The organism is Stenotrophomonas sp. CASM101, assembly GCF_049384845.1.
In the GTDB taxonomy this organism is placed as follows: domain Bacteria; phylum Pseudomonadota; class Gammaproteobacteria; order Xanthomonadales; family Xanthomonadaceae; genus Stenotrophomonas; species Stenotrophomonas hibiscicola.
Genome location: NZ_JBMRFR010000010.1, coordinates 63152 through 84757, shown reverse-complemented (window position 1 = coordinate 84757; position 21606 = coordinate 63152). Strand labels below are relative to the sequence as shown.

Below are 21606 nucleotides of genomic sequence, written 5' to 3'. Positions count from 1 at the left end.
CGTCAGCTGTCCTTGTTGCCTGCCTGGGCCAGACGCGCCATGCGCTGGGTGTCGGCGAGGATGCCGCGCAGCAGGCGCACTTCCTGCTCGCTGGGCTCGCTGCGCAGGAACAGGCGGCGCAGCTTGCGCATCGCCGATTCCGGGGCGCGGCCCTTGTGGAAATCGATCTCGTCCAGCGTGTCACCGAGCTGGGCGAAGAAGCTCTCCATCTGCTCGTGGCTGGCCGCCTGTTCGCGGAAGCCGGGCTCGGCATTGGGGGCCGGCTGCTCGCCCAGCAGCTGCATGCGCGTTTCATAGGCCAGCACCTGTACGGCGGCCGCCAGGTTGAGCGAGCTGAACTCAGGATCGGACGGGATGTGCACCGCCGCATGGCAGAGCTGCAGTTCCTCGTTGGTCAGGCCGGTGCGCTCGCGGCCGAATACCAGTGCGACCTCGGCACCTTCGCCCGCCTTGGCCACCGCGCGGGCGGCAGCGTCGGCCGGCAGGTATTCCTCCAGCTGGACGCGGCGGGCACGCGCGGTGCAGCCCAGCACCAGACGGCAATCGGCCACGGCCTCGGCCAGGGTAGCCACCACCGGGGCGTCCCCCAGCACGTCTTCGGCACCGGCCGAGCGGCGGAAAGCCTCCTCGTCCAGCGGTTTTTCGGGGGCGACCAGCACCAGGCGGGCCAGGCCCATGGTCTTCAGGGCACGGGCGGCGGCCCCCATGTTGCCGGGATGCTGGGTACCGACCAGGACGAATCGGAGGCGGGTGGCGGCGGGAAACTGGGACATGAACAGGGAAAAGGTCGAGCTGGACGATGACCAATGGTAAACTGTGCGGCCGGCCACTGCGCCGGACCCGCTCTTTTCCCCCGCCAGTCCATCTCTTCTGCCTTTCCGGGAGCCCACGCCATGCAGAAACCCGCCGTCACCGTCATGGTCAAGGCCGCCCGCCTCGCCGGCAACGTCCTGTTGCGCAACATCAACAAGCTCGAGGCACTGAACGTGGTGCAGAAGGGCCGGATGGACTACGCCAGCGAAGTGGATGCGGACGCGGAAAAGGTCATCGTCAAGGAACTCAAGCGCGCTTACCCGGACTACGGCATCTTCGGTGAAGAAGGTGGCGTGCAGGGCGAGCGTCGCCAGATGTGGGTCATCGACCCGCTGGACGGCACCAGCAACTACCTGCGTGGCGTGCCGCACTACTGCGTGTCGATCGCGCTGGTCGAGAACGGCGAGCCGACCGACGCGGTCATCTTCGACCCGCTGCGCAATGAACTGTTCACCGCCAGCCGTGGTGCCGGCGCCGTGCTGAACGACCGCCGCATCCGCGTGGCCGACCGCAAGGATCTGGAAGGCACGATGATCCACACCGGTTTCGCCCCGCGCGAGCGCAGCCGCGCCAGCGCCCAGCTGAAGGCGGTCGACGCCCTGCTGGTGCACGGTGAGGACATCCGCCGCACCGGTTCGGCCGCATTGGACCTGGCCTACGTGGCCTGCGGCCGCGCCGACGCCTACTTCGAAGCCGGTGTGAAGGCGTGGGACATCGCCGCCGGCCTGCTGCTGGTCCGCGAGGCGGGCGGCAAGGTCTGTGACTTCAAGGGCGCGACCCTGGGCCGCATGGACAACCGTGGCCCGGAGACCCACCAGATCGTAGCCGGCAACCTGAAGGTGGCCGAGTCGCTGCAGAAGGTGCTGGTGAACACCGGCTACGCTGCCGAGTTCGACGCAAAGTTCTGAGGTTTCGCGTAAAGCGGTTCATGGGGACGGCATCTGCGAAGGTGCCGTTTTCGTTTGTGCGCACGGAGAGTCGTTTCCGCGACCGCGGAGGGGTGTCACTTTCTTTGCGCGCAAAGAAAGTAACCAAAGAAACGCTCCGCCGGGGCGCGAGCCGACGTGCTGCGCACGCCGGTACCCTGCGCTCCTCGGCCCGTCGAGGGGCGGTGCGGGAACTCGCTGCGCTCAGACACCCGCACCTCTTCGCCCTCGCCGGACCTGCGGTGCTCGGCTCGCTCAAGGCGGACCCAACGTCAAATGCCACAGCTGCACCCAGTAGATCCGCGCCACGTGTGGATGCTGTCGATCTTGATCTTGATCTTCCAGTCCGCCTTGAGCGAGCCGAGCATCGCAGGGGAATCAGGGGCGAAGAGGCGCCGATGTCTGAGCGCAGCGAGTTCGGCGCCGTCCCCTGATTCGCCGAGAAGCGCAGGGTACCGGCGCGTAGCGACGGCTCGCGGCTGGCGGAGCGTTTCTTTGGTTACTTTCTTTGCGCGCAAAGAAAGTGACACCCCTCCGCGGTCGCGGAAATGATCCTAGGCATCGCCTGGCGCCACCAATGCGTGCGCGCGCAAAACAAAAACGCCCGGCGCGGGGCCAGGCGTTCCTGCACTAACAAGGAGCAGAGAGTTACGCCACCGTCGACGCCCGCAGCGCGGCGATGCGCTCTTCCAGCGGCGGGTGGCTCATGAACAGCTTCTTGGCCGTCGAACCGGAAATGCCGAAGGCGGCAATCTGGGTCGGCAGCGTGCTCTGGCCGTGGTTGAGCTGCAGGCGCTCCAGCGCGGCGATCATCTTCTGGCGACCGGCCAGCGAGGCACCGCCGGCATCGGCGCGGAACTCGCGGTGGCGCGAGAACCACATGGCGATCATCGTCGCGAACAGGCCGAACACCATCTCCAGCACGAACACGATGATGTAGTAGGCGAAGCCGCGGCCGCCGCCTTCGCGGTTGCCCGACAGCGCGCTGTCGATGATGCCGCCGACCACGCGGGCCAGCACGATCACGAAGGTGTTCAACACGCCCTGCAGCAGTGCCATGGTGATCATGTCACCGTTGGCGACGTGGGCGATCTCGTGGCCCAGCACCGCTTCGGCCTCGTCTTCACTCATGTTGTGCAGCAGGCCGGTGGACACCGCCACCAGCGCGTTGTTGCGGTTGGCACCGGTGGCGAAGGCATTGATCTCCGGGCCGTCATAGACCGCCACCTCGGGCATGCCGATGCCGGCCGCCTTGGCCTGGCGCTCGACCGTGGCCAGCAGCCAGCGCTCGGTCTGGTTGCGCGGCTCGGTGATCACCACCGCACCGGTGGAGCGCTTGGCCATCCACTTGGACAGCAGCAGCGAGATGAAGGAGCCACCGAAACCGAAGATGCCGGCCATCACCAGCAGGCCGCTCATCGAACGCGCGTCCACGCCCAGGATCGACATGACGATGCCGGCCAGGATCAGGACCGCGAGGTTGGTCGCCAGGAACAGGGCAATACGGGTGAACATGGGAAAATCCGGCTCGGAAGGGGTCGATATCCGTCAATTTGCGGTGCGCTCAGCTTGAATTCAAGCGCCAACCTGACCGACGATTCAGCCTGCATGACCGCCATTGTTCCCTGCGGCCGCTTCGCGCCCTCGCCGACCGGCCTGCTCCACCCCGGATCCCTGCTTGCTGCCTTCGGCAGCTGGCTGCTGACCCGCCACCACGGCGGCCTGTGGCGGCTGCGCATCGAAGACGTTGACCCGCCGCGTACCGTGCCCGGCGCCGCGCAGTCACAGCTGCAGGCACTGGCTGCGTTCGGACTGGTCCACGACGGCCCGATCCTCTGGCAGAGCACCCGCGGCGAGGCCTACCAGGCCGCACTGGACGTGCTGCTGGCCAGCGATCTGGCCTTCATCTGCCACTGCAGCCGCAGCGAGTTGGCCGCCAACGGCGGCATCCATCACCGCTGCGTTGCGCGGCAAGCGCGACCGGACCCTGCCGTCCGCTTCCGCGTGCCGCCGGGCAGCATCGTGCACTTCGACGATGGCCTGCGCGGCCCGCAGCAGCAGGACGTGCATGCCGAGGTTGGCGACTTCGTGCTGCGCCGCGCCGACGGCTGCTGGGCCTACCAGTTGGCCGTGGTGGTCGATGACGCCGAGCAGGGCGTGACCGAAGTGGTGCGCGGCGCCGACCTGCTCGACTCCACCGCGCGGCAGATCCTGCTGCAGCAGGCGTTGGGGCTGGCGGTGCCGCGCTACTGGCACCTGCCGCTGCTGCTCGATGCCCCAGGCCACAAGCTGTCCAAGTCGCTGGCGGCGCTGCCGGTGGACAGTTCGCGCCCACTGCCAGTGCTGCGCCGGCTCTGGGAGTTGCTTGGCCAATCACCTCAAGCGCTGGAACCTGCCTGCGATCTGGATACGCTGCTGGCGGCCGCCCGGCAGGCCTTCAACCCGGCACGGCTGCCACGTGGCGACATCCTGTTGCCGGCCGGCGCACTTTCCGCGCCGATGTTGCAGAATCCCCCTTCCCCCACCTGATTCCGGACAGCATTCCATGACATCTCGCGTCGCACTGGTCACCGGCGGAACCGGCGGCATCGGCACCGCCATCTGCCAACGCCTGGCCGACCAGGGCCACCGGGTCGCCACCAACTATCGCGACGAGGCCAAGGCCCGCGCCTGGCAGCAGGCGATGACCGAGCGCGGCTACAACGTGTCGATCTTCCCGGGCGATGTCTCCGATCCAGGCAGCGCCGAGGCGCTGGTGCGCGCCGTCGAGGCCGAGCTGGGCCCGGTCGAGATCCTGGTCAACAACGCCGGCATCACCCGCGACACCACCTTCCACCGCATGCGCGCGGACCAGTGGCACGATGTGATCAACACCAACCTCAATTCGGTGTTCAACGTCACCCGCCCGGTCATCGAGGGCATGCGCCGCCGCGGTTGGGGCCGGGTCATCCAGATCAGCTCGATCAACGGCCTGAAGGGCCAGTACGGCCAGGCCAACTACGCGGCCGCCAAGGCGGGCATGCACGGCTTCACCATCTCGCTGGCCCGCGAGAACGCCGGCTTCGGCATCACGGTCAACACCATCTCGCCGGGCTACGTCGCCACCGACATGGTGATGGCGGTTCCGGAGGACGTGCGCGCCAAAATCATCGCCGACATCCCTACCGGCCGCTTGGGCAAGCCGGAGGAAATCGCTTACGGCGTGTCCTTCCTGGTCGCCGACGAAGCCGCCTGGATCACCGGCAGCAACCTGGACATCAATGGCGGCCACCACATGGGCTGGTGAGCCGCGCAGGGGGCGCCGCGGCATGCACCGGCGGCCCCTGCCGATGGTCATGCTGCGCAGCACGCAAACCCTTGTTGCGCAACATGATCGCCCCTGAAAGCCAAGCCTGGCGGGGGCTGGGGCGGTTGCAACCGCTGCTGCACTGCGCCATGCTGCGCGTCTACTGTGACGAGTACCGCTTCATGGCTGCGACCCGCATCATCAAGAAGTATCCGAACCGCCGTCTCTACGACACCGAGATCTCCAGCTACATCACCATCGAGGACGTGCGCCAGCTGATCCTGGACGGTGAAGACTTCGAAGTCCGCGACGCCAAGAGCGGCGACGACCTCACGCGATCGGTCCTGCTGCAGATCATCGCCGACCAGGAACAGGACGGCGAACCGATGCTGTCCACGCAGCTGCTGAGCCAGCTGATCCGCTTCTACGGCGATTCCCTGCAGGGCTTCATGGGCAACTACCTGGAGCGCAGCATGCAGGTCTTCCTCGACCAGCAGCAACAGTTCCGCCAGCAGATGGGCAACCTGCTGGGCCAGACCCCGTGGGCGATGATGAACCAGCTGACCGAGCGCAACCTGGAGCTGTGGCAGGAATTCCAGCGCAGCATGGGCAGCGGCTTCGGTGGCCCGCGCCCGGGCGGCACCGGCACGGGCACCGGCAACAAGCCGAACGAACCGGGCACCGGCACCGGCGGCAAGACCCGCCGCTGAGCCGCTTCACAGGCTGACACGAAAACGGCGCGCCCCTGGCGCGCCGTTTCTGTCTGGGTCGCGCCAACGATACGTCAGCGTTTCGCCTTGCACGCCGAGCATACGCGCTCGACCTTGTACCCCTTCGCCTTCAGCTTCTCGACCACGCCATCACTGCCCAGCAGGTGCAGCGTGCCGACCACCACCAGCGTGCCGCCCTGCCCGGCCTGCAGGTACGGCTGCAGCTTCGGCACCCAGGCATCGTTGCGCCCGGTGTTGATGCGCTGGTACAGCTGCGGGTACTGCTGGCGCATCTCTGCCGCCATCTTGGTCCACAGCAGGCGATCATCACCGCGGCGCCACGCATCATGCAGCAGCCGCGCCTGCTCATCGGCCTTGCCGGCCTGGTCCAGTGCTTCGGCCAGCATCTGCCGCTGTTCCGGCAGCGTCATTCCGTCAAGCATGCCGATCTGGGTATCGATGTCCTCCAGTCCCGCCGTCTTGCGGCCGGTCTTCTGCGCGCGCTCCATGAAGTGGCGGTCCAGGCCCAGCGCCGGGTCCAGGCCGAGCTTCTGCATCTGCCCGATCGAAATGCTCAGGCCGACGAACCAGGGCTTCATGCCCTGCATCTGCGCCAGCGGCAACTGGTTCTGGGCAGCAAAGGCCTGCAGCTTCTGCCAAGTGGCCGCATCCAGATCACGCTTCAGCTCGCTGCCATCGGTGCGGATCGCCGCCTGCACCATGCGGCTGGCCAGCTGGGGCGACTGCATGTCTTCCGGCGACAGTTCGAACACTACCCGCTGCGAGGCCTCGAACGCCTGTTCGACATCGGGCGACAGCGGGTAGTCCTGCGGCTTCAGCAGGTGGAAGGAACCGAGCAGGTAGAGGCGTGAGTCGCCTGGGCCGGTCACTTTCCACAGCAACGGCACCGGCGGCCTGGCCGCCGCTGCGCCAGCGGTGTCGGCTTGCACGGTACGTGCTGCAACCAGCGGTGCCAGCGCACAGGCCGCCAACAGAACGGTGGCACGCAACAGTGATCTGATCGGCATCTCAGCCTTCTCCTTCAGGCAGGTGGTAGGCCTTCTCGCCCGCTTCCACGCGCAGGTCCAGCCGGTTTTCAGGCGGCGCCAACGGGCAGGTTGCATAGGCGGTGAACGCACACGGTGGGTTGTAGGCATGGTTGAAATCGATGCGCACCGTACCATCGGCGCCTGGCGCATCGGTGTCCAGGTAACGCCCAGCCGGATAGCTGCCGCGACCACTGGTGCGGTCGGCGAAGATCAGGAACAGCGGCTGCCCGGGTGCACCTATCGCCTCCAGCCGCCAGTTGCGGCCATCACGCCGGAACTCGACCGCGCCCGCGTTCGGCATCTCGGTGGTCAAGCCAGTGATATCGACGATCGGCAGGGTCTTGCCTGGCGGGTGGGCGATGAAGCGCGCCTGCACCTGCCAGTCAGGACCGCCCGGCCAGTACTCCAGGCCGGCGAACCCACGGCGTGCAGGCGCATCGGCGTGCTTGACCCGCAGCGCATCGCGCGGACCGCGACGGATGATGCTGAGCTGGCCTTTGCCACCATCGAAGGCCAGCTGCGTCGGCTGCGGATCCTTGTCGGTGTCGATGCGGATGCGGCCGCGCACCGGTTTGCCCCCATGGCTGACGTCCGTACCGGCTTCGGGAGTGAACCACCATTGGCTGTCTTCGCGGCGCAGCAGGCCCAGCTTGTCCGGCCCCACCGCCAGGCGGATGCCATTGGTCGCGCCACTGCCGACAAAGTGCGATTTGTTCTGCAGCCAGTGCAGGCCGACCAGCGCTGTCCAACCGTCCGGGCGGGTCAGGTCCTGATAGCGTGCCACCCGCCACTGCTGCTGCCCGGCGGCATAGGACGGATCCTCCGCGGCCGAAGCCGGTGCCGGCGGCGGCGCGGGGCTGCAGGCGGCCAACACCATGGCGACCAGCAGGCCGCCCATTCCCCGATAACGCATCGATGCTCCCCTCAACGTCCGCGCAGGAACCAGCGGTCGATCTCCGCCAGCGAAAAACGGGCCCAGGTCGGCCGGCCGTGGTTGCATTGGCCGGACCGCTCGGTGATCTCCATGTCGCGCAGCAGCGCGTTCATTTCCGGCACGGTCAGGCGACGGTTGGCACGCACCGCGCCGTGGCAGGCCATGGTCGACAGCAGCTCGTCGCGCGCGCTGGCCACGCGGCGGCTCTGGCCGTGCTCACGCAGGTCGGTCAGCACGTCGCGCAGCAGGCCTTCCGGTTCGGCATGCGCCAGCAGTGCCGGTATGCTGCGCACGTGCAGTGAACCGGGGCCGGCACGGGTCACTTCGAAGCCGAGTGCGGCCAGCGTGTCGGCTTCGCTTTCGGCGGTATCGGCCTCGCGCTCGCCCACCGCCAGCGTGATCGGCACCAGCAACGGCTGCGACTGCAGGCCGATGCCATCGTGCGCGTTCTTCAGCCGCTCGTAGCCGATGCGTTCGTGTGCGGCATGCATGTCGACCACGATCAGGCCTTCGGCGTTCTCGGCCAGGATGTAGATGCCGTGCAGCTGCGCGATCGCATAGCCCAGCGGCGGCACTCCGGCATCGGCACTGGTGACCGGCAGACCGTTCCCGACGGGCATCGGGGGAAGCGCCGCCCCGGGCTCGGCACCGGCCGGCGTGGCATACAGCGCGGCGTAGGCCGCCGGTGCATCAGCAACCTGCAGCCCAAGGGGCTGCTGCGGGCGCCAGCCGGAAAAGCCACCGCCGCCCGCGCCCGAGCCGGCACCGGGCGCAGGCCCACGCACCAGCCCGAAACCCGATGCGCCCGCGCTCGATGCCATCGATGCAGCAGCGGCGTCCACCGGATGCACCGGACCCGCACCGATCTCCTGCGCCGACATGCCCGCGCGGGTATCAGCCAACGCGTCCTTCAGCGTGCGATAGACGAAGTCATGCACCAGCCGCGAATCACGAAAGCGCACCTCGTGCTTGGCCGGGTGCACGTTGACATCAACACGGGTCGGGTCCAGTTCGAGGAACAGCACATAGGCCGGCTGCCGACCGTGGTACAGCACATCGCCGTACGCCATCTTCACCGCGTGGGCGACGCTGCGATCACGCACCGAACGGCCGTTGACGTACAGGTACTGCTGGTCGGCGCTGGCACGCGAGTAATGCGGCTGCGCGATCCAGCCATGCAGGCGCAGGCCGGCGCCACTGTGATCCACGCGCACGGCCTGGTTGGCGAAATCCTCGCCCAGCGTTTCTGCCAATCGCGTATCGGAATACAGATCGCCCGGCTTGTAACGGCGCGAGGCCTTGCCGTTGTGGGACACGCGCAGTTCGACGTCCGGCCGCGCCAGGGCCAGCGAGCGCAGCCATTCTTCGATATGGCCCAGCTCGGTGCGCTCGGCGCGCAGGAACTTGCGCCGCGCCGGTACGTTGTAGAACAGCTCGCGCACTTCCACCGTGGTACCCGGCGCATGCGCGCGCGGCGTCACCTCACCGATCTTTCCGCCTTCGATCTGCAGCGCGGAACCATGCTCGTCATGTGCGCGACGCGAGGCCAGGGTGAAGCGACTGACCGAGGCGATCGACGGCAGCGCTTCGCCACGGAAACCGAGCGTGGCCACCGATTCAAGATCGTCCAGATCGGCGATCTTGCTGGTCGCGTGGCGCGATACCGCCAGCGGCAGCTGCTCCGGCGCGATGCCACTGCCGTTGTCGCGGATGCGGATCAGGCGTACACCGCCCTCTTCAAGATCGATATCTACGCGGCTGGCACCGGCGTCGATCGCGTTCTCGACCAGCTCCTTGACCACCGAAGCGGGACGCTCGACCACTTCGCCAGCGGCGATCTGGTTGATCAGGATCTCCGGCAAGGGCCGGATCGGGCGCGGACCGGGCGCGCTCATGGGAGATGATGGGCAGCAGACTTCATGGGTCGATGATAGCGGAGCGCCCGTGGATAGAGTCGACTGTCAGTCGACTGCTCTCCGCCCGGGCGCCGAAAAGCCCCGCGCTGCGCACGTAGTCGACTAACAGTCGACTCTACCGCGCTCTACAGGAAGCGGATTACTTGCTGCCGCCGGCCATGGTGGCTGCGGCGTCGATCTCGGCCTGGGCACGGGCCGCGTACAGCGTGCCCGGCGGTGGCTGGCGGCTGAAGAAGGTGTGCACGCCATCGAGCACGGCACCGGCGATCTTGCGCTGGTAGGCCGGGTCGGTCAGGCGACGCTCTTCATCCGGGTTGGAGATGAACGCGGTTTCCACCAGCATCGCCGGCATGTCCGACGTACGCAGCACCGCGAAGTTGGCGCGCTCGATGTTCGGCTTGTGGTTGTTGCCGATCCGCTTAAGGCCGCCCAGCACGTGGCCGGCGGCGTCTTCGGACGCCTTCATGTAGCCGCTCTGCGCCAGGTCCAGCAGCACATTGGCAAGCGTGCCCTCGGTCTGCTGCAGGCGAACGCCACCGACCAGATCGGCCGCGTTTTCCTTGTCTGCCAGCCAACGGGCGCGCTGCGAAGAGGCACCCTTGGTCGACAGCACGTACACCGACGAACCGGTGGCCGAACGGTTCTCGGCCGCGTCGGCATGGATGGAAATGAAGATGTCGGCCTTGTTCGCACGCGCCTTCTGCGCGCGCATCGGCAGCGGAATGAACACGTCACTGTCGCGGGTCAGGTAGGCCTTCAGGCCCGGCGTCGCATTGACCTGACGGGCCAGTTCCCGCGCCACCGCCAAAGTGACATCCTTCTCACGCTTGCCGGTCGGGCCGATCGCGCCCGGATCCTGGCCTCCGTGACCGGGATCGATGGCCACCACCAGATGGCGCATGCCGGCCTGCATGCGGATGCGGGAGGCATCACTGGGCATGGCCGGGCGCGGCGGTTCCACCGGCGTCGGTGCCGGCGCAGGCACCGTGGCCGGCGGCGTGGTCACCACCGCTGCGGTGCGCTGCCCAGCGAGGATCGCGGCCGGCGAGGAAGAAGGCGAACTGCTGGCCACGGTACCCGCCGCCGCGACCTGGGCCGGCGCGGTGGATGGCGCCGGGGTAGGCGTGGCCGGCGCGGCGGCGGTGGCACTGGCCTGCTGCCGCACCTGGGCAGTCAGCAGCGCCGTGGCACGCGCGGCATCGGTACGCGCCTGCGCGCTCTCCGCCGGCGTCGGCGTCGGTGCGGGCGTGTTGGCCGGCGCCTGCGGCGGCACCGCCGGCGTCGCTGCCGGACGGCTGGCGACCACGGCCGGGCCATCGCCCGGCCATTCGATCACCAGCTTGGATTCATTGCCCTCGCGCTGCATCTGTGGGCGGAACGGCGCCACCGATTCAGCAAGGTCGAAAACGACACGGAAGGTACCCGGCACCGGCTGTCCGGTGCGCACTGCGGTGACCACGCCCTGCGCCGCCGGCATTTTCAGGTTGCGTACGGCGCTGGAGTCCGGGAAATCGACCACCAGGCGGTTCGGTCCGGCCAGCGACAGCGTCTTGTAACCGCCACTGCCCACCAGCGAGATCTCGGCACGGGTGCCGGTGGCACCGGTATTCAGCAGGACCTGGCGAATTTCACCGGCCCACGCGCTGACGCTCGCCAGACCCAGTCCGACGGCGGCACAGATGGCGATGAGACGGTTCCCCGGGCGCATGGCTCAGGATTCAATCACCGCACTGAACGGAATGCAACACCTTTTTCCTTAATAATCCGTAACCTGCCGGTGTTTGTTCTCGTCAGCCGACAGATATGGCCTGCAAGTCGCCTCCTTGGGGAAGCCGTTTCAGCCATTCATGCCCGGCGTCGCTGGCGCCAATGAGACGAACGCGACGCCCTTGTCCCTCGATCTCCAGCGCCACCACCAGGTCGGTTGGCGGCAGCGCACCGGCACCGCGTTCCGGCCATTCAACCAGCCACAGTACCGCGCTGCCCTCGTCCAGCCCGAGGAAATCGAGTTCGCCGGCCTGCCCGATCCGGTACAGATCCAGATGCCAGGCCTCGCCACCGCCGGCCAGCGGATAGCGCTCGACCAGGGTGTAGGTCGGGCTGCGGATGGCGCCCTGGACACCCAGCGCGCGCAGCAGTGCGCGGGCCGTGGTGGATTTGCCGGCCCCCAGGTCGCCGCGCAGTTCGACCAGCGCCTGCGGCGGCCGGGTGGCCGCCAGCCATTGCCCGAGCAGTTCAGTGGCATCGCTGTCGGCAAGGAAGAAATCGATCATCGGGAAAGTTCCGGGTTGGCCAGTCGCCGCAACGGCGACAGCAGATCAGTAGGAATCAGGCCGCGCGTGCCATCGGCGGCCGCGGCGTCGCCCGCGAGCCCATGCAGCAGCGCACCGGCCGCGGCGGCGTCGAAGGCGGCCAGGCCCTGCGCGCGCAGGCTGGCGATGATGCCGGTGAGCAGATCGCCCATGCCTCCCACGGCCATGCCGGGATTGCCTGCAGCGATCAGCCGTGGCGCCTGCCCGGGCGCCGTCACGATGCTGCCTGCGCCCTTCAACACCACCACGGCGCGGAAGCGTTCGGCCAACGCCTGCGCACAACGGTAGCGATCGGCCTGGATGTCAGCGGTACTGCAGCCGAGCAGACGCGCGGCCTCGCCCGGATGTGGCGTAAGGATGGCGTCCGGCAGCGCGCGCGGATCCTGCGCCAGCAGGTTCAGTGCATCGGCATCAACCACCAGCGGTTTGGCGCTGGCCAGCGCCCGCGCAAACAGCGCGCGCGCCCATTCGTCCTGGCCCAGGCCCGGCCCGATCGCCACCACCCTGGCCTTGTCCAGCAGCGCCGGCAGCACATCGCCGTCTTCCAGCGCATGGGTCATCGCTTCCGGCAGGCGCGCCAGCAACGGGCCGACGTGATCGCGGCGGGTGCCCAGGCTCAGCAATCCGGCGCCGGCACGCAGCGCGGCCTCGGCCGCCATGGCGATGGCACCGCCGCTGCCATGGTTGCCGCCGACGCACAGCACGTGCCCGGATTCGCCCTTGTGGCTGTTGGCGCGGCGCGGCGGCAGCAGTGCCGGCAAGCGCGCCTGGGTCCAGTGCTCCACGGCGGGTGACACGCCCTGCCATGCGGCCGTGGGCAGCTGCAGCGGCGCCAACGCCTTCCGCCCGCAATGATCCAGCGCATCGCCGGTATACAGCCCGCGATGCGGCACGATGAACTGCAGGGTCAAAGCAGCCTTCACCGCCTCGCCCGGTACGGCGCCCCGGTCGGCATCGACGCCACTGGGGACGTCCAGCGCCAGAACCGGTGCCGCCTGCGCGTTGAGGGCGACGATCAGCGCCTGCGCCACACCTTCCGGCACGCGATCGAAGCCCAGACCGAACAGGGCATCGACCCAGATATCGGCCTCGGGCAGCACGCCGTCGAAATCGGTGAGGGTGCCGCCACCGGACTTGAATTCCGATGCGGCACGCTGCGCCAGCGACGTCGCCGGTGGCTTGCCCGGCAAGGCGATCACCGTCACCGTACGCCCGGCCTTCCGTGCATGGCGGGCCAGCACCAGGCCATCGCCGCCGTTGTTTCCTGCGCCAACCACCACGCCGATCCGCTGCGCTTGTGGCCAATGCTGCAGCAGGCACTGCCAGGCGGCCTGGCCGGCCTGCGCCATCAGGCCCCAGCCGCCCTCGGCAGCCAGTGCCGAGGCCTGCACATCAAGCGCACGCGCGGCAGCGGAATCGAACAGAGCGGCAAGGTTGGCCATGCGGGGATTTTATACTGGTGCATATGTCTCCCGCCCCCGCCCCTGTCGATCCGGTCCAGGCCGTACAGCGCATCCGCGAACTGGCGCGTGCGCATGGCTTCCAGCGCTGCGGCATCGCCGGCATCGAGCTGGGCGAGGACGAGGTGCACCTGGCCGACTGGCTGGGCCAGGGCCTGTACGGCACGATGGACTGGATGGCGCGCCACGGCACCCTGCGCGCGCGCCCGGCCGAGCTGCTGCCCGGCACGGTGCGGGTGATCTCGGTAGGCATGGACTACAGCCACAAGGACGACACCGAAGCCTGGGCAACCCTGGCCGACCCGGGCCGCGCCTACGTGGCCCGTTACGCCTTGGGCCGCGACTACCACAAGCTGATGCGCAACCGCCTGCAGAAGCTGGCCACGCAGATCAACGATGAAGTGGCACCGCTGGGCTACCGGGTATTCGTCGATTCGGCGCCGGTGCTGGAGCGCGCACTGGCGCGCAACGCGGGGCTGGGCTGGATCGGCAAGCACACCTGCCTGATCGACCGCAACGGCGGTTCCTGGTTCTTCATCGGCGAGATCTACATCGATATCCCGCTGCCGATCGATGCGCCGGCTACGGCACACTGCGGCACCTGCACGCGCTGCATCGATGTCTGCCCTACCCGCGCGATCACCGGCCCGCAGCGGCTGGACGCGCGGCGCTGCATTTCCTACCTGACCATCGAACACGACGGCGCCATTCCCGAACAGATGCGTCCGCTGATCGGCAACCGCATCTATGGCTGCGACGACTGCCAGCTGGTCTGCCCCTGGAACAAGTTCGCCAAGCGCACCGACGAAGCCGATTTCCGCGCGCGCAACAACCTCGACACTGCCCGCCTGGACCAGCTGTTCGCCTGGGACGAAGCCGAGTTCCTGCGCCGCACCGAAGGCAGCCCGATCAGGCGCAGCGGCCATGAGCGCTGGCTGCGCAACATCGCCGTGGCGCTGGGCAATGCGCCGTCCTCGGCCGAAGCGCTGGCTGCCCTGCAGACCCGCATCGACGATCCCTCGCCGCTGGTGCGTGAACACGTGCAGTGGGCACTGGGCCAGCACACGGTGCGCTGACGTGCGATCCTGAGCCCCCGTTCCGCCCGCAGCACGCCGTTCCCATGCAGCCACGCAACAACGACATCCTCACCCCCAGCCAGCTCAACACCCTCGCCCGCGACCTGCTGGAAGGCAGCTTCCCGGCGATCTGGGTCGAGGCCGAACTGGGCAGCGTGGCGCGTCCCGCCTCCGGGCATCTGTATTTCACCCTGAAGGACGCACGTGCGCAGCTGCGCGCGGCGATGTTCCGGATGAAGGCGCAATACCTGAAGTTCGTGCCGCGCGAAGGCATGCGAGTGCTGGTGCGCGGCAAGGTGACCCTGTACGACGCCCGTGGCGAGTACCAGATGGTGCTGGACCACATGGAGGAAGCCGGCGAAGGCGCACTGCGCCGCGCCTTCGAGGAGCTGAAGGCACGGCTGGAGGCCGAAGGCCTGTTCGACCCGGCACGCAAGCGGCCGCTGCCGGCGCACGTGCAGCGCCTTGCGGTGATCACCTCCCCCACCGGCGCCGCTGTGCGCGACGTGCTGAGCGTGCTCGGCCGCCGCTTCCCGCTGCTGGAAGTGGACCTGCTGCCGACCCTGGTGCAGGGCAGCAGCGCCGCTGCACAGATCACCCGCCTGCTGCAGGCCGCCGATGCCAGTGGCCGCTACGACGTGATCCTGCTGACCCGTGGCGGCGGTTCACTGGAAGACCTGTGGGCCTTCAACGATGAAGCACTGGCCCGTGCGATCACCGCCAGCCGCACCCCGGTAGTGTCGGCGGTGGGCCATGAAACCGACTTCAGCCTGAGCGACTTCGCCGCCGACCTGCGTGCACCGACGCCATCGGTGGCAGCCGAGCTGCTGGTACCGGACCAGCGCGAACTGGCCCTGCGCCTGCGGCGCACCGCGGCACGCATGGCGCAGCTGCAGCGGCACACGATGCAGCAGGCGATGCAACGTGCTGACCGTGCCCTGCTGCGCCTGAACGCGCAGAGCCCGCAGGCGCGACTGGACCTGTTGCGCCGCCGCCAGCTCGATCTGGGCCGGCGCCTGCATGCCGCGTTCAACCAGCAGCAGGAGCGCCGTGCTGCGCGCCTTCGCCATGCAGCGGCGGTCCTGCGCGGGCACCACCCACAGCGCCAGCTCGACACGATGCAACGCCGCCTGGCCGCCCTGCGCGGACGACCGCAGGCAGCGATGCAGCGTCTGCTGGAACGCGATGCGCTGCGCCTGCGCGGGCTGGCGCGTTCGCTGGAAGCGGTCAGCCCGCTGGCGACTGTAGCGCGCGGCTACAGCATCCTGACCCGCAGTGACGATGGCACGCTGGTGCGCCAGGTCGATCAGGTACAGCCCGGCGACGCATTGCAGGCGCGCGTGGGCGACGGCGTGATCGACGTGCAGGTCAAGTAAAGGGGTTCGGCAGGGCTGCGCCCTGCACCTGCAGAGGCAAATGCAACAGCCGAAGCAACAGCGAAAGCGGCTCTGGACTGCTGATAGCTTGGTGGGGTGGTGTGGCTGTGCAGGACACGCCGTAAACCCATCCCTGGGGGCTCGATGGCGCCATCCATGGCGCCAACGGTCCTGCACAGCCACACCGCCCCACCCTCGACAGTGTCCCGATGACGGTCGGTAGATCCACGCCATGCGTGGATGAATCTCTTTCAGATATCGAATCAATTCGGGGTCAGATCCGTTTTCCTGCGGAAAACGGATCTGACCCCAAGCGCCATTCCGGCAGATCGCGGACATCTGTCGAAGGCGGGGTGGGTCCGGTTGCGGGGGCGTGAGCCGCATGGATGCGGCGACCGAGCTTACATGGACGTACTTGCAGCGGCCCCCGCAACCGGACCCACCCCGCCATCCCACGGAATGCACGCTGTTGCTGTTGCTGTTGCTGTTGCTGTTGCTGTTGCTTCGGCAGGTGCAGGGCTGCAAGCCCTGCCGAACAACCCCCTACTTTGCCTGCTCGCAGAACTTCTGCCGGTACTCGAGTGCCTTCGGCATCAACGCCTGCAGGTTCTGGATACGGGTACCCGGGTTCGGGTGAGTCGACGCGAACTCCGGCGGTGACTGGCCACCACTGGCCTGGCCCATGCGCTGCCACAGCGGCACCGCCTCGCGCGGGTCGAAGCACGCCGCCGCAGCCAGCATCAGTCCCACTTCATCGGCCTGCGTCTCGTGGCTGCGCGCATAGGGCAGCAGATACCCGTAGCCCATCGCCGACATCATCATCTGTTGCTGCTGCGCATCCATGCCGCTGGCGGCGCCGGCCATCTGCCCGATCTGGGTCAGCTTCTGCTGCGCCATCCGCTGCGCACCGTGGCGCAGCAGCGCATGGGCAATCTCGTGGCCCATCACCACCGCCATCGCGTCGCGCGTGCGCGCCACCGGCACCAGGCCGGTATAGACCGCCATCTTGCCACCAGGCAGGCAGAATGCGTTGGCCTGTTCAGATGGGATCACGTTGACTTCCCACTGGAAATCACGCGCGAAATGCGCCGGCTGAACGCCGTGCTCCTGCGCCAGTGCAGTCTCCACCACATCAACCTTGGCAATCAGGCGCTGGGCGATGTCGCGCACATCGCGCGCGATCGGCGCGTTGGAGTCCATCGGCGGCTCCTCCGAGAGGATCTGCTGGTAGGCCTGCAAGCCCAAGGCGGTCTCCTGGCGGGCGTCCAGGCTGCTGTCAATCATCACCTTCTCGCCGGTGTAGGGGTCCACCGTGCGATTGGAAAACCAGTAGAAGAGCGCATAGCCGGCGGCCAGCAACAGCACCCACCAGCGGATGTTGCCAAACAGGCCGCGACGCTGCGGGCCTTGGGGCGAGCGGGAAAAGGGATCATTGCGCATCAGGGGTCGTCCAGCAGGCCCCGCCGGCCGGCGGGCACGGCGCAATCTTAGTGCGCGGGCGCCAGCAGCGGGTGAAGCCCGGTGCCGCTCAGATGCCCCGCACCAGGCGGAAACCGATGCGCGCGCTGGTGGTGTCCGAATCCTGCGACTGCCGCCACGCCGCACGGGTCTGCTCCGGCGCGTTGGCCCAGTTGCCCCCGCGGATCACCCGCGCGCGGCAGCCCGGGTTGAACCAGGCCGCGCCATCGGAGGGCGCGCGCCGGTAGCTGGCATGCCAGCAATCGGCCACCCACTCGCTGAGATTGCCCGCCATGTCGTGCAGGCCGAAGGCATTGGCCTGGAAACTGGCCACCGGCGCGGGCCCCCACCAGCCATCGCCATAGCCGATGAAGGCGTTGTGCCAGTGCCGTCCCGATGGCGAGACATCCTTGCTGCCAGTGAAGTTGCCAGCACCGGGCGGCGGCGTGCCGGCGGCGCCCCACGGATAGCGGCCACTGCTGCCGGCGCGCAGCGCGTATTCGAACTCGGCCTCGCTGGGCAACCGGTAGCTGCGCCCGGTCTGCTCGGACAACCACGACGCATAGTTTTCGGCATCGCGGATACTGACATGCATCACCGGCGCATTGGCCATCGCGAGGCCACCGTCGTAGTCCGAACGCCAGTCCACGCCGCTGCGGCGGATGAAGTTGCCGCTGCGTTCGTCATAGACCACCGAATGGCCGCGACGGGTCGCACGCGGGCGCGCATTGGTCGCCTTCACGTAGCGCTGGAAATCGCTGACCGTCACCTCGGTGATCGCCATCGCGAAGCCTCGATCAAAGCGTACATAATGCGATGGCCGCTCGGCATCGCTGGCGCCCGGCTCGGCATCACCGGCCCCCATCTGGAAGCCGCCGTGCGGGACCACCACCATCTGCGGCCCGCGCCCGCCATCGCGCATGGCATCGCTGAATACCTGCCCCGGGCGGAAGCTGCCGTAGTGCGTGGCCAGGTCAATGCGCTCACGCAGCTGGGCCACCACCGGGTCTCCCGGCAGGGCGATGCGCAGGGCCTCGGCCAGCTTCTCGCGTGCCGGCTTCAGGCCCTGCGGCGTGGACAGGTCGCGCAGGCCGTCATCGCGCAGCTGCAGCAACACCGCCGCACGGATCTGCTCGATGCGCTCGAACGCGTCGGCAATGGTCGGCGATGAGTCGCGCACCTTGCTGGCTTCGGCCAACCAAGTGCCCGCGCTGGCGAAATCGCGCGCGCGTGCAGCATCTTCTGCGCGGCGGATCAGCCCGCTTTCGGCTGCGGCCAGTCCCTGCCGCGCGCGGCTGTTATTCCCATCCAGTGCCAGTGCCTCGCGGAAGTTGCCAATAGCCCCGTCCCCGTCTTCGCCGATCCGGCCCGAGCGCAGGTCCTCTTCACCGGCGCGGTTGTAAGCGACCACCCGCTGGGCAAGCTCCACCCGACCCTGCAGTGCGCGTACCTTCTCGTCCTTGGGCGCCAGGGTCAGCAGCACCAGCGCCTGGCGGCTGGCCTCGGCCAGCGCCTCGCGCTGCCTGAGCGGCCGCACCAGCAGCGCATCCGCCTGCTGCTGCAGCCGCTGGCGGGCACGCTGCAGGCCCTGGCGGGCCTGGCGGTCATCCGGATCCTCTTCCTGTACCGCCAGCCACAGTGGAATGGCGGCATCGGCATCCTCGTACAGCCGGCCCTCGTTGAAGGCCTGCCCGGCCGCGCGGCGCAACTGCGCCAGGCTTCGCCCCTGTCGGTCCACCCGCGGCGGCGTCCATTGCTGCACATCCTCGGCGGCATCCTCGCCGGCGATGGTCACGCTGCCCTGCCCGGCCTGTGGACGCTCGTCGCTGTCCGTGTTCGCAGACAGGCGCGTCCCTTCCCCGGCACTGGGGTCCACTGCCGTGGGGGGCGACGGCGTGCAGCCGGCCAGGGCCACGGCCACGGCGGTGCACAGCACGGACGACAGCGGAAAACGCAAGCAGGATCTCCTTCGGCAGGGACACGCACCGACGTTAGGCTATTCTCCCCTGCCTGAGCAAACCCGAGTAGTAGGCCCTGACCCGTGGCAACCTGGATCACCACCCCCGCCGAGCTGGATGCGTACTTCCAGCAGCGCCCGACCCGCATCGGCCTGGACACCGAATTCATCCGTGAACGCACCTTCTGGCCGCAGCTGGCCCTGGTGCAGATGGCGGTCGGGCAGGACATCCTGCTGATCGACCCGCTGATTCCCGGCATGACCGAGGCGCTGGCACCGTGGCTGGCCGATGAATCCATCACCAAGGTGATGCACAGCGCCAGCGAAGACCTGGTCGCCTTCAAGTGGGCGTGCGGTGTGCTGCCGCGACCACTGTTCGACACCCAGATCGGCGCCGCGCTGGCCGGCATCGGTGGCGGCATGGGCTACCAGAAGCTGGTGGCGGAGATCACCGGCGTGGCGCTGGCCAAGGGCGAAACCCGCTCGGACTGGATGCGCCGTCCACTCTCGGAGTCGCAACTGCAATACGCCGCCGACGACGTCGAGCACCTGTTCGCGCTGCATGACGCCATTGATGCCAAGTTGCAGGCACTGGGCCGCCAGCAGTGGCTGCACGACGACGGCGAGCGCCTGCTGGCCAGCGTCGCCAATGACGAGGACCGCTGGCCGCATCTGGCGATGCGCTCAGCGCAGTTTCTCGATGCTCCCGCGCAGCGCCGCCTGCTGCGCCTGCTGCGCTGGCGTGATGTGCAGGCACGCAGCAGCGACCGCCCGCGCAGCTGGATCCTGGACAACGAACTGGCCGCCACGCTGGCACGCACGCCACCGGCCGATGCCGCCGCGCTGGCCACGCTGTTTGAACAGTTCCCGAAGGCACCGCGCAAGCTGGCAGGCGCGGTCTGGCAGGCACTATCCACGCCGCTGGCCGATGAGGCCGAGGCACCGCTGGCACTGCCCGCCAACGACAGCAACAAGCAGGTACTGAAGAGGCTGCAGGACGCCGTTGCCGAACGCAGCCGCGAGCTGGACCTGCCGGATGGCGTACTGGCATCGCGCAAGCATCTGGAAAGCTACCTGGAGCGCCGCCAATGGCCGGCCGCTCTGGCCGGCTGGCGCCAGCAGGAACTGGAATCGCAGCTTCAGGCGCTGCTGCCCGCACGTTGATGGCACAAGGCGCCGGACCACGCCGGCGCCGTGCACCTCAAGCCTGCAGGGGCCGTGCTAGGGTTTGGCGGTACTGACAAGGAGACGTCGATGCAGACCCTCAAGATCGCGACCGCCTGCGCACTGCTGCTAACCACGTTGGGCCTGGCATGCTCTGGGCAGGCCGCACCGCTTTCCTATGCACAGGAAAAGGAGAACACAGCCAAGCTGGTGGACATCATTGACGGTGCCACCCGCGACGGTCTGGTTGCCGTGCTGGTGCCGGCCCCGTATGTCGTGCACAACGGCGGGCCAGGTGTCGGCTCTCCGGTCCCCGGCTTTCATCTGGGCAACCGCTCGACCGACCTACCCGGGTTCTCGACGCGGGTGTCCTTCCAGCACAAGGATATTCCCTCCCAGGGCTATGTGCAGCTGTTCAACACCAACGAACTGGAAACCGGCCCGCAGCGGACGGTGTTGATGGACGTGTTCGAGGTGCATCTGATTCCGCCGGGCACCTATCTGCTGAACGGTGCGGAGAACTACCGCCTGAACACCCGCGTGGCCAAGCTGAAGCCGCTGGGGACCACGGACGAAGTATCGAAGGACATCGGCGCCACCCGCCTGGCCGACGTCGATTACCGTTTCTATTCCTGGAAGAAGGTCTGGGTACCACCCGGCGTCCTGACCGATCAGCACTCCCAGCAGGTCTGCATCTCGGTGCATGTGGCCTCCGGCAACTGCGTGGCATGGGGCACCCAGAACTACGAAACCTCGCGCCCGACCGAAGGCTACTGGGATGACAGGATCGTCCCTGAAGACATCCCTGCCGTACGCATCCAGGCGGTCATCGCCAAGGCCCACGCGCCACTGGCCTTCACTGCCCGCGAAGGGCAGATCCTGCTCAGCCCCTTCATTGTTGCCGCCGACGGCGATATCGATTTCAACGCCAACGACTGCGCACCGGTCGACAAGCTGATGGGATGCGCCCTGCGCCGCTTCACGGTGCACTACCAACCCGCGCCGCTGGACGCTGCACGCAAGCACATCGCAATCACCTCGCGCGGCCTCAACGGCAAGCAGCGCAAGGTACTGGAGCGGATGGAGGCGATGCAGCTGCAGGTGCTGGGCCCCAGTGCGCCGTCCGATGCAGCGCTGGGCAAGGGCGTCAGCGCCACGCCTTGAGCACG

At 68.1% G+C, this 21606-nt stretch carries 18 protein-coding genes; 8 read left to right on the top strand and 10 right to left on the bottom strand.

Annotation, left to right across the window (positions count from 1 at the left end; translation table 11 throughout):
• Nucleotides 1–2: 2 nt before the first annotated feature.
• Complete coding sequence (locus VG543_RS14575) at nt 3–773, bottom strand: RNA methyltransferase (protein ID WP_423178161.1); 771 nt, start codon at nt 771–773, stop codon at nt 3–5.
• Nucleotides 774–893: 120 nt separating this feature from the next.
• On the opposite strand from VG543_RS14575, the gene VG543_RS14570 reads away from it, so the two are divergent.
• The gene (locus VG543_RS14570) at nt 894–1721 is read left to right on the top strand and encodes an inositol monophosphatase family protein (protein ID WP_005417749.1); all 828 of its coding nucleotides are present in this window, start codon (nt 894–896) and stop codon (nt 1719–1721) included.
• A 666-nt stretch (nt 1722–2387) separates the two neighbouring features.
• Here the strand turns inward: VG543_RS14570 and htpX are convergent.
• Entirely contained in the window at nt 2388–3254 is an 867-nt protein-coding gene (gene htpX, locus VG543_RS14565) for a protease HtpX (protein ID WP_423178162.1), read from the bottom strand.
• A 93-nt stretch (nt 3255–3347) separates the two neighbouring features.
• On the opposite strand from htpX, the gene gluQRS reads away from it, so the two are divergent.
• From gluQRS to phaR, 3 genes are all read left to right on the top strand, one after another.
• Nucleotides 3348–4268 (top strand): tRNA glutamyl-Q(34) synthetase GluQRS, encoded by a 921-nt coding sequence (gene gluQRS, locus VG543_RS14560; RefSeq protein WP_423178164.1) that lies wholly within the window; start codon nt 3348–3350, stop codon nt 4266–4268.
• Between the two features lie 16 nt (nt 4269–4284).
• On the top strand, nt 4285–5025 hold the full coding sequence (gene phbB, locus VG543_RS14555) for an acetoacetyl-CoA reductase (RefSeq protein ID WP_423178166.1): 741 nt from the start codon (nt 4285–4287) through the stop codon (nt 5023–5025).
• Between the two features lie 182 nt (nt 5026–5207).
• Nucleotides 5208–5735 carry a polyhydroxyalkanoate synthesis repressor PhaR gene (phaR, locus tag VG543_RS14550; RefSeq protein WP_262213455.1) on the top strand — a complete coding sequence of 176 codons (528 nt, stop codon included), beginning with the start codon at nt 5208–5210 and terminating at the stop codon, nt 5733–5735.
• Nucleotides 5736–5809: 74 nt separating this feature from the next.
• On the opposite strand, the gene VG543_RS14545 is transcribed toward phaR, so the two are convergent.
• The 6 genes from VG543_RS14545 to VG543_RS14520 all read right to left on the bottom strand — a co-directional run bounded on the left by VG543_RS14545 (nt 5810) and on the right by VG543_RS14520 (nt 13388).
• The gene (locus VG543_RS14545) at nt 5810–6763 is read right to left on the bottom strand and encodes a TraB/GumN family protein (RefSeq protein ID WP_423178167.1); all 954 of its coding nucleotides are present in this window, start codon (nt 6761–6763) and stop codon (nt 5810–5812) included.
• A gap of 1 nt (nt 6764) precedes the next feature.
• Complete coding sequence (locus VG543_RS14540; protein WP_423178168.1) at nt 6765–7697, bottom strand: DUF1684 domain-containing protein; 933 nt, start codon at nt 7695–7697, stop codon at nt 6765–6767.
• Between the two features lie 11 nt (nt 7698–7708).
• A complete protein-coding gene (gene mutL / locus VG543_RS14535) occupies nt 7709–9613 on the bottom strand; it encodes a DNA mismatch repair endonuclease MutL (protein WP_423178169.1) in 1905 nt (634 codons plus the stop codon).
• 160 nt (nt 9614–9773) lie between these two features.
• Nucleotides 9774–11342, bottom strand: a complete 1569-nt coding sequence (locus tag VG543_RS14530) for an N-acetylmuramoyl-L-alanine amidase (RefSeq protein ID WP_423178170.1) — start codon at nt 11340–11342, stop codon at nt 9774–9776.
• Nucleotides 11343–11424: 82 nt separating this feature from the next.
• On the bottom strand, nt 11425–11907 hold the full coding sequence (gene tsaE, locus VG543_RS14525) for a tRNA (adenosine(37)-N6)-threonylcarbamoyltransferase complex ATPase subunit type 1 TsaE (protein WP_329847467.1): 483 nt from the start codon (nt 11905–11907) through the stop codon (nt 11425–11427).
• Nucleotides 11904–13388 carry an NAD(P)H-hydrate dehydratase gene (locus tag VG543_RS14520; protein WP_423178172.1) on the bottom strand — a complete coding sequence of 495 codons (1485 nt, stop codon included), beginning with the start codon at nt 13386–13388 and terminating at the stop codon, nt 11904–11906. The genes tsaE and VG543_RS14520 overlap by 4 nt, the downstream gene beginning before the upstream one ends.
• 23 nt (nt 13389–13411) lie before the next feature.
• Between VG543_RS14520 and queG the strand changes: the two genes are divergently transcribed.
• Both queG and xseA read left to right on the top strand, forming a co-directional pair.
• Nucleotides 13412–14482 carry a tRNA epoxyqueuosine(34) reductase QueG gene (gene queG, locus VG543_RS14515; protein ID WP_423178173.1) on the top strand — a complete coding sequence of 357 codons (1071 nt, stop codon included), beginning with the start codon at nt 13412–13414 and terminating at the stop codon, nt 14480–14482.
• A gap of 44 nt (nt 14483–14526) precedes the next feature.
• A complete protein-coding gene (gene xseA / locus VG543_RS14510; protein WP_155029874.1) occupies nt 14527–15858 on the top strand; it encodes an exodeoxyribonuclease VII large subunit in 1332 nt (443 codons plus the stop codon).
• Between the two features lie 543 nt (nt 15859–16401).
• Here the strand turns inward: xseA and VG543_RS14505 are convergent.
• Together VG543_RS14505 and VG543_RS14500 are read right to left on the bottom strand one after the other, a co-directional pair.
• Entirely contained in the window at nt 16402–17298 is an 897-nt protein-coding gene (locus VG543_RS14505) for a M48 family metallopeptidase (protein WP_019660530.1), read from the bottom strand.
• 88 nt (nt 17299–17386) lie between these two features.
• Complete coding sequence (locus VG543_RS14500; RefSeq protein WP_423178993.1) at nt 17387–19273, bottom strand: formylglycine-generating enzyme family protein; 1887 nt, start codon at nt 19271–19273, stop codon at nt 17387–17389.
• 84 nt (nt 19274–19357) lie between these two features.
• Here VG543_RS14500 and rnd point away from each other — a divergent pair, with 84 nt between their 5' ends.
• Nucleotides 19358–20437, top strand: a complete 1080-nt coding sequence (gene rnd, locus VG543_RS14495) for a ribonuclease D (RefSeq protein ID WP_423178994.1) — start codon at nt 19358–19360, stop codon at nt 20435–20437.
• Nucleotides 20438–20527: 90 nt separating this feature from the next.
• Entirely contained in the window at nt 20528–21601 is a 1074-nt protein-coding gene (locus tag VG543_RS14490; RefSeq protein WP_049455709.1) for a hypothetical protein, read from the top strand.
• The last annotated feature ends 5 nt before the right edge of the window (nt 21602–21606 follow it).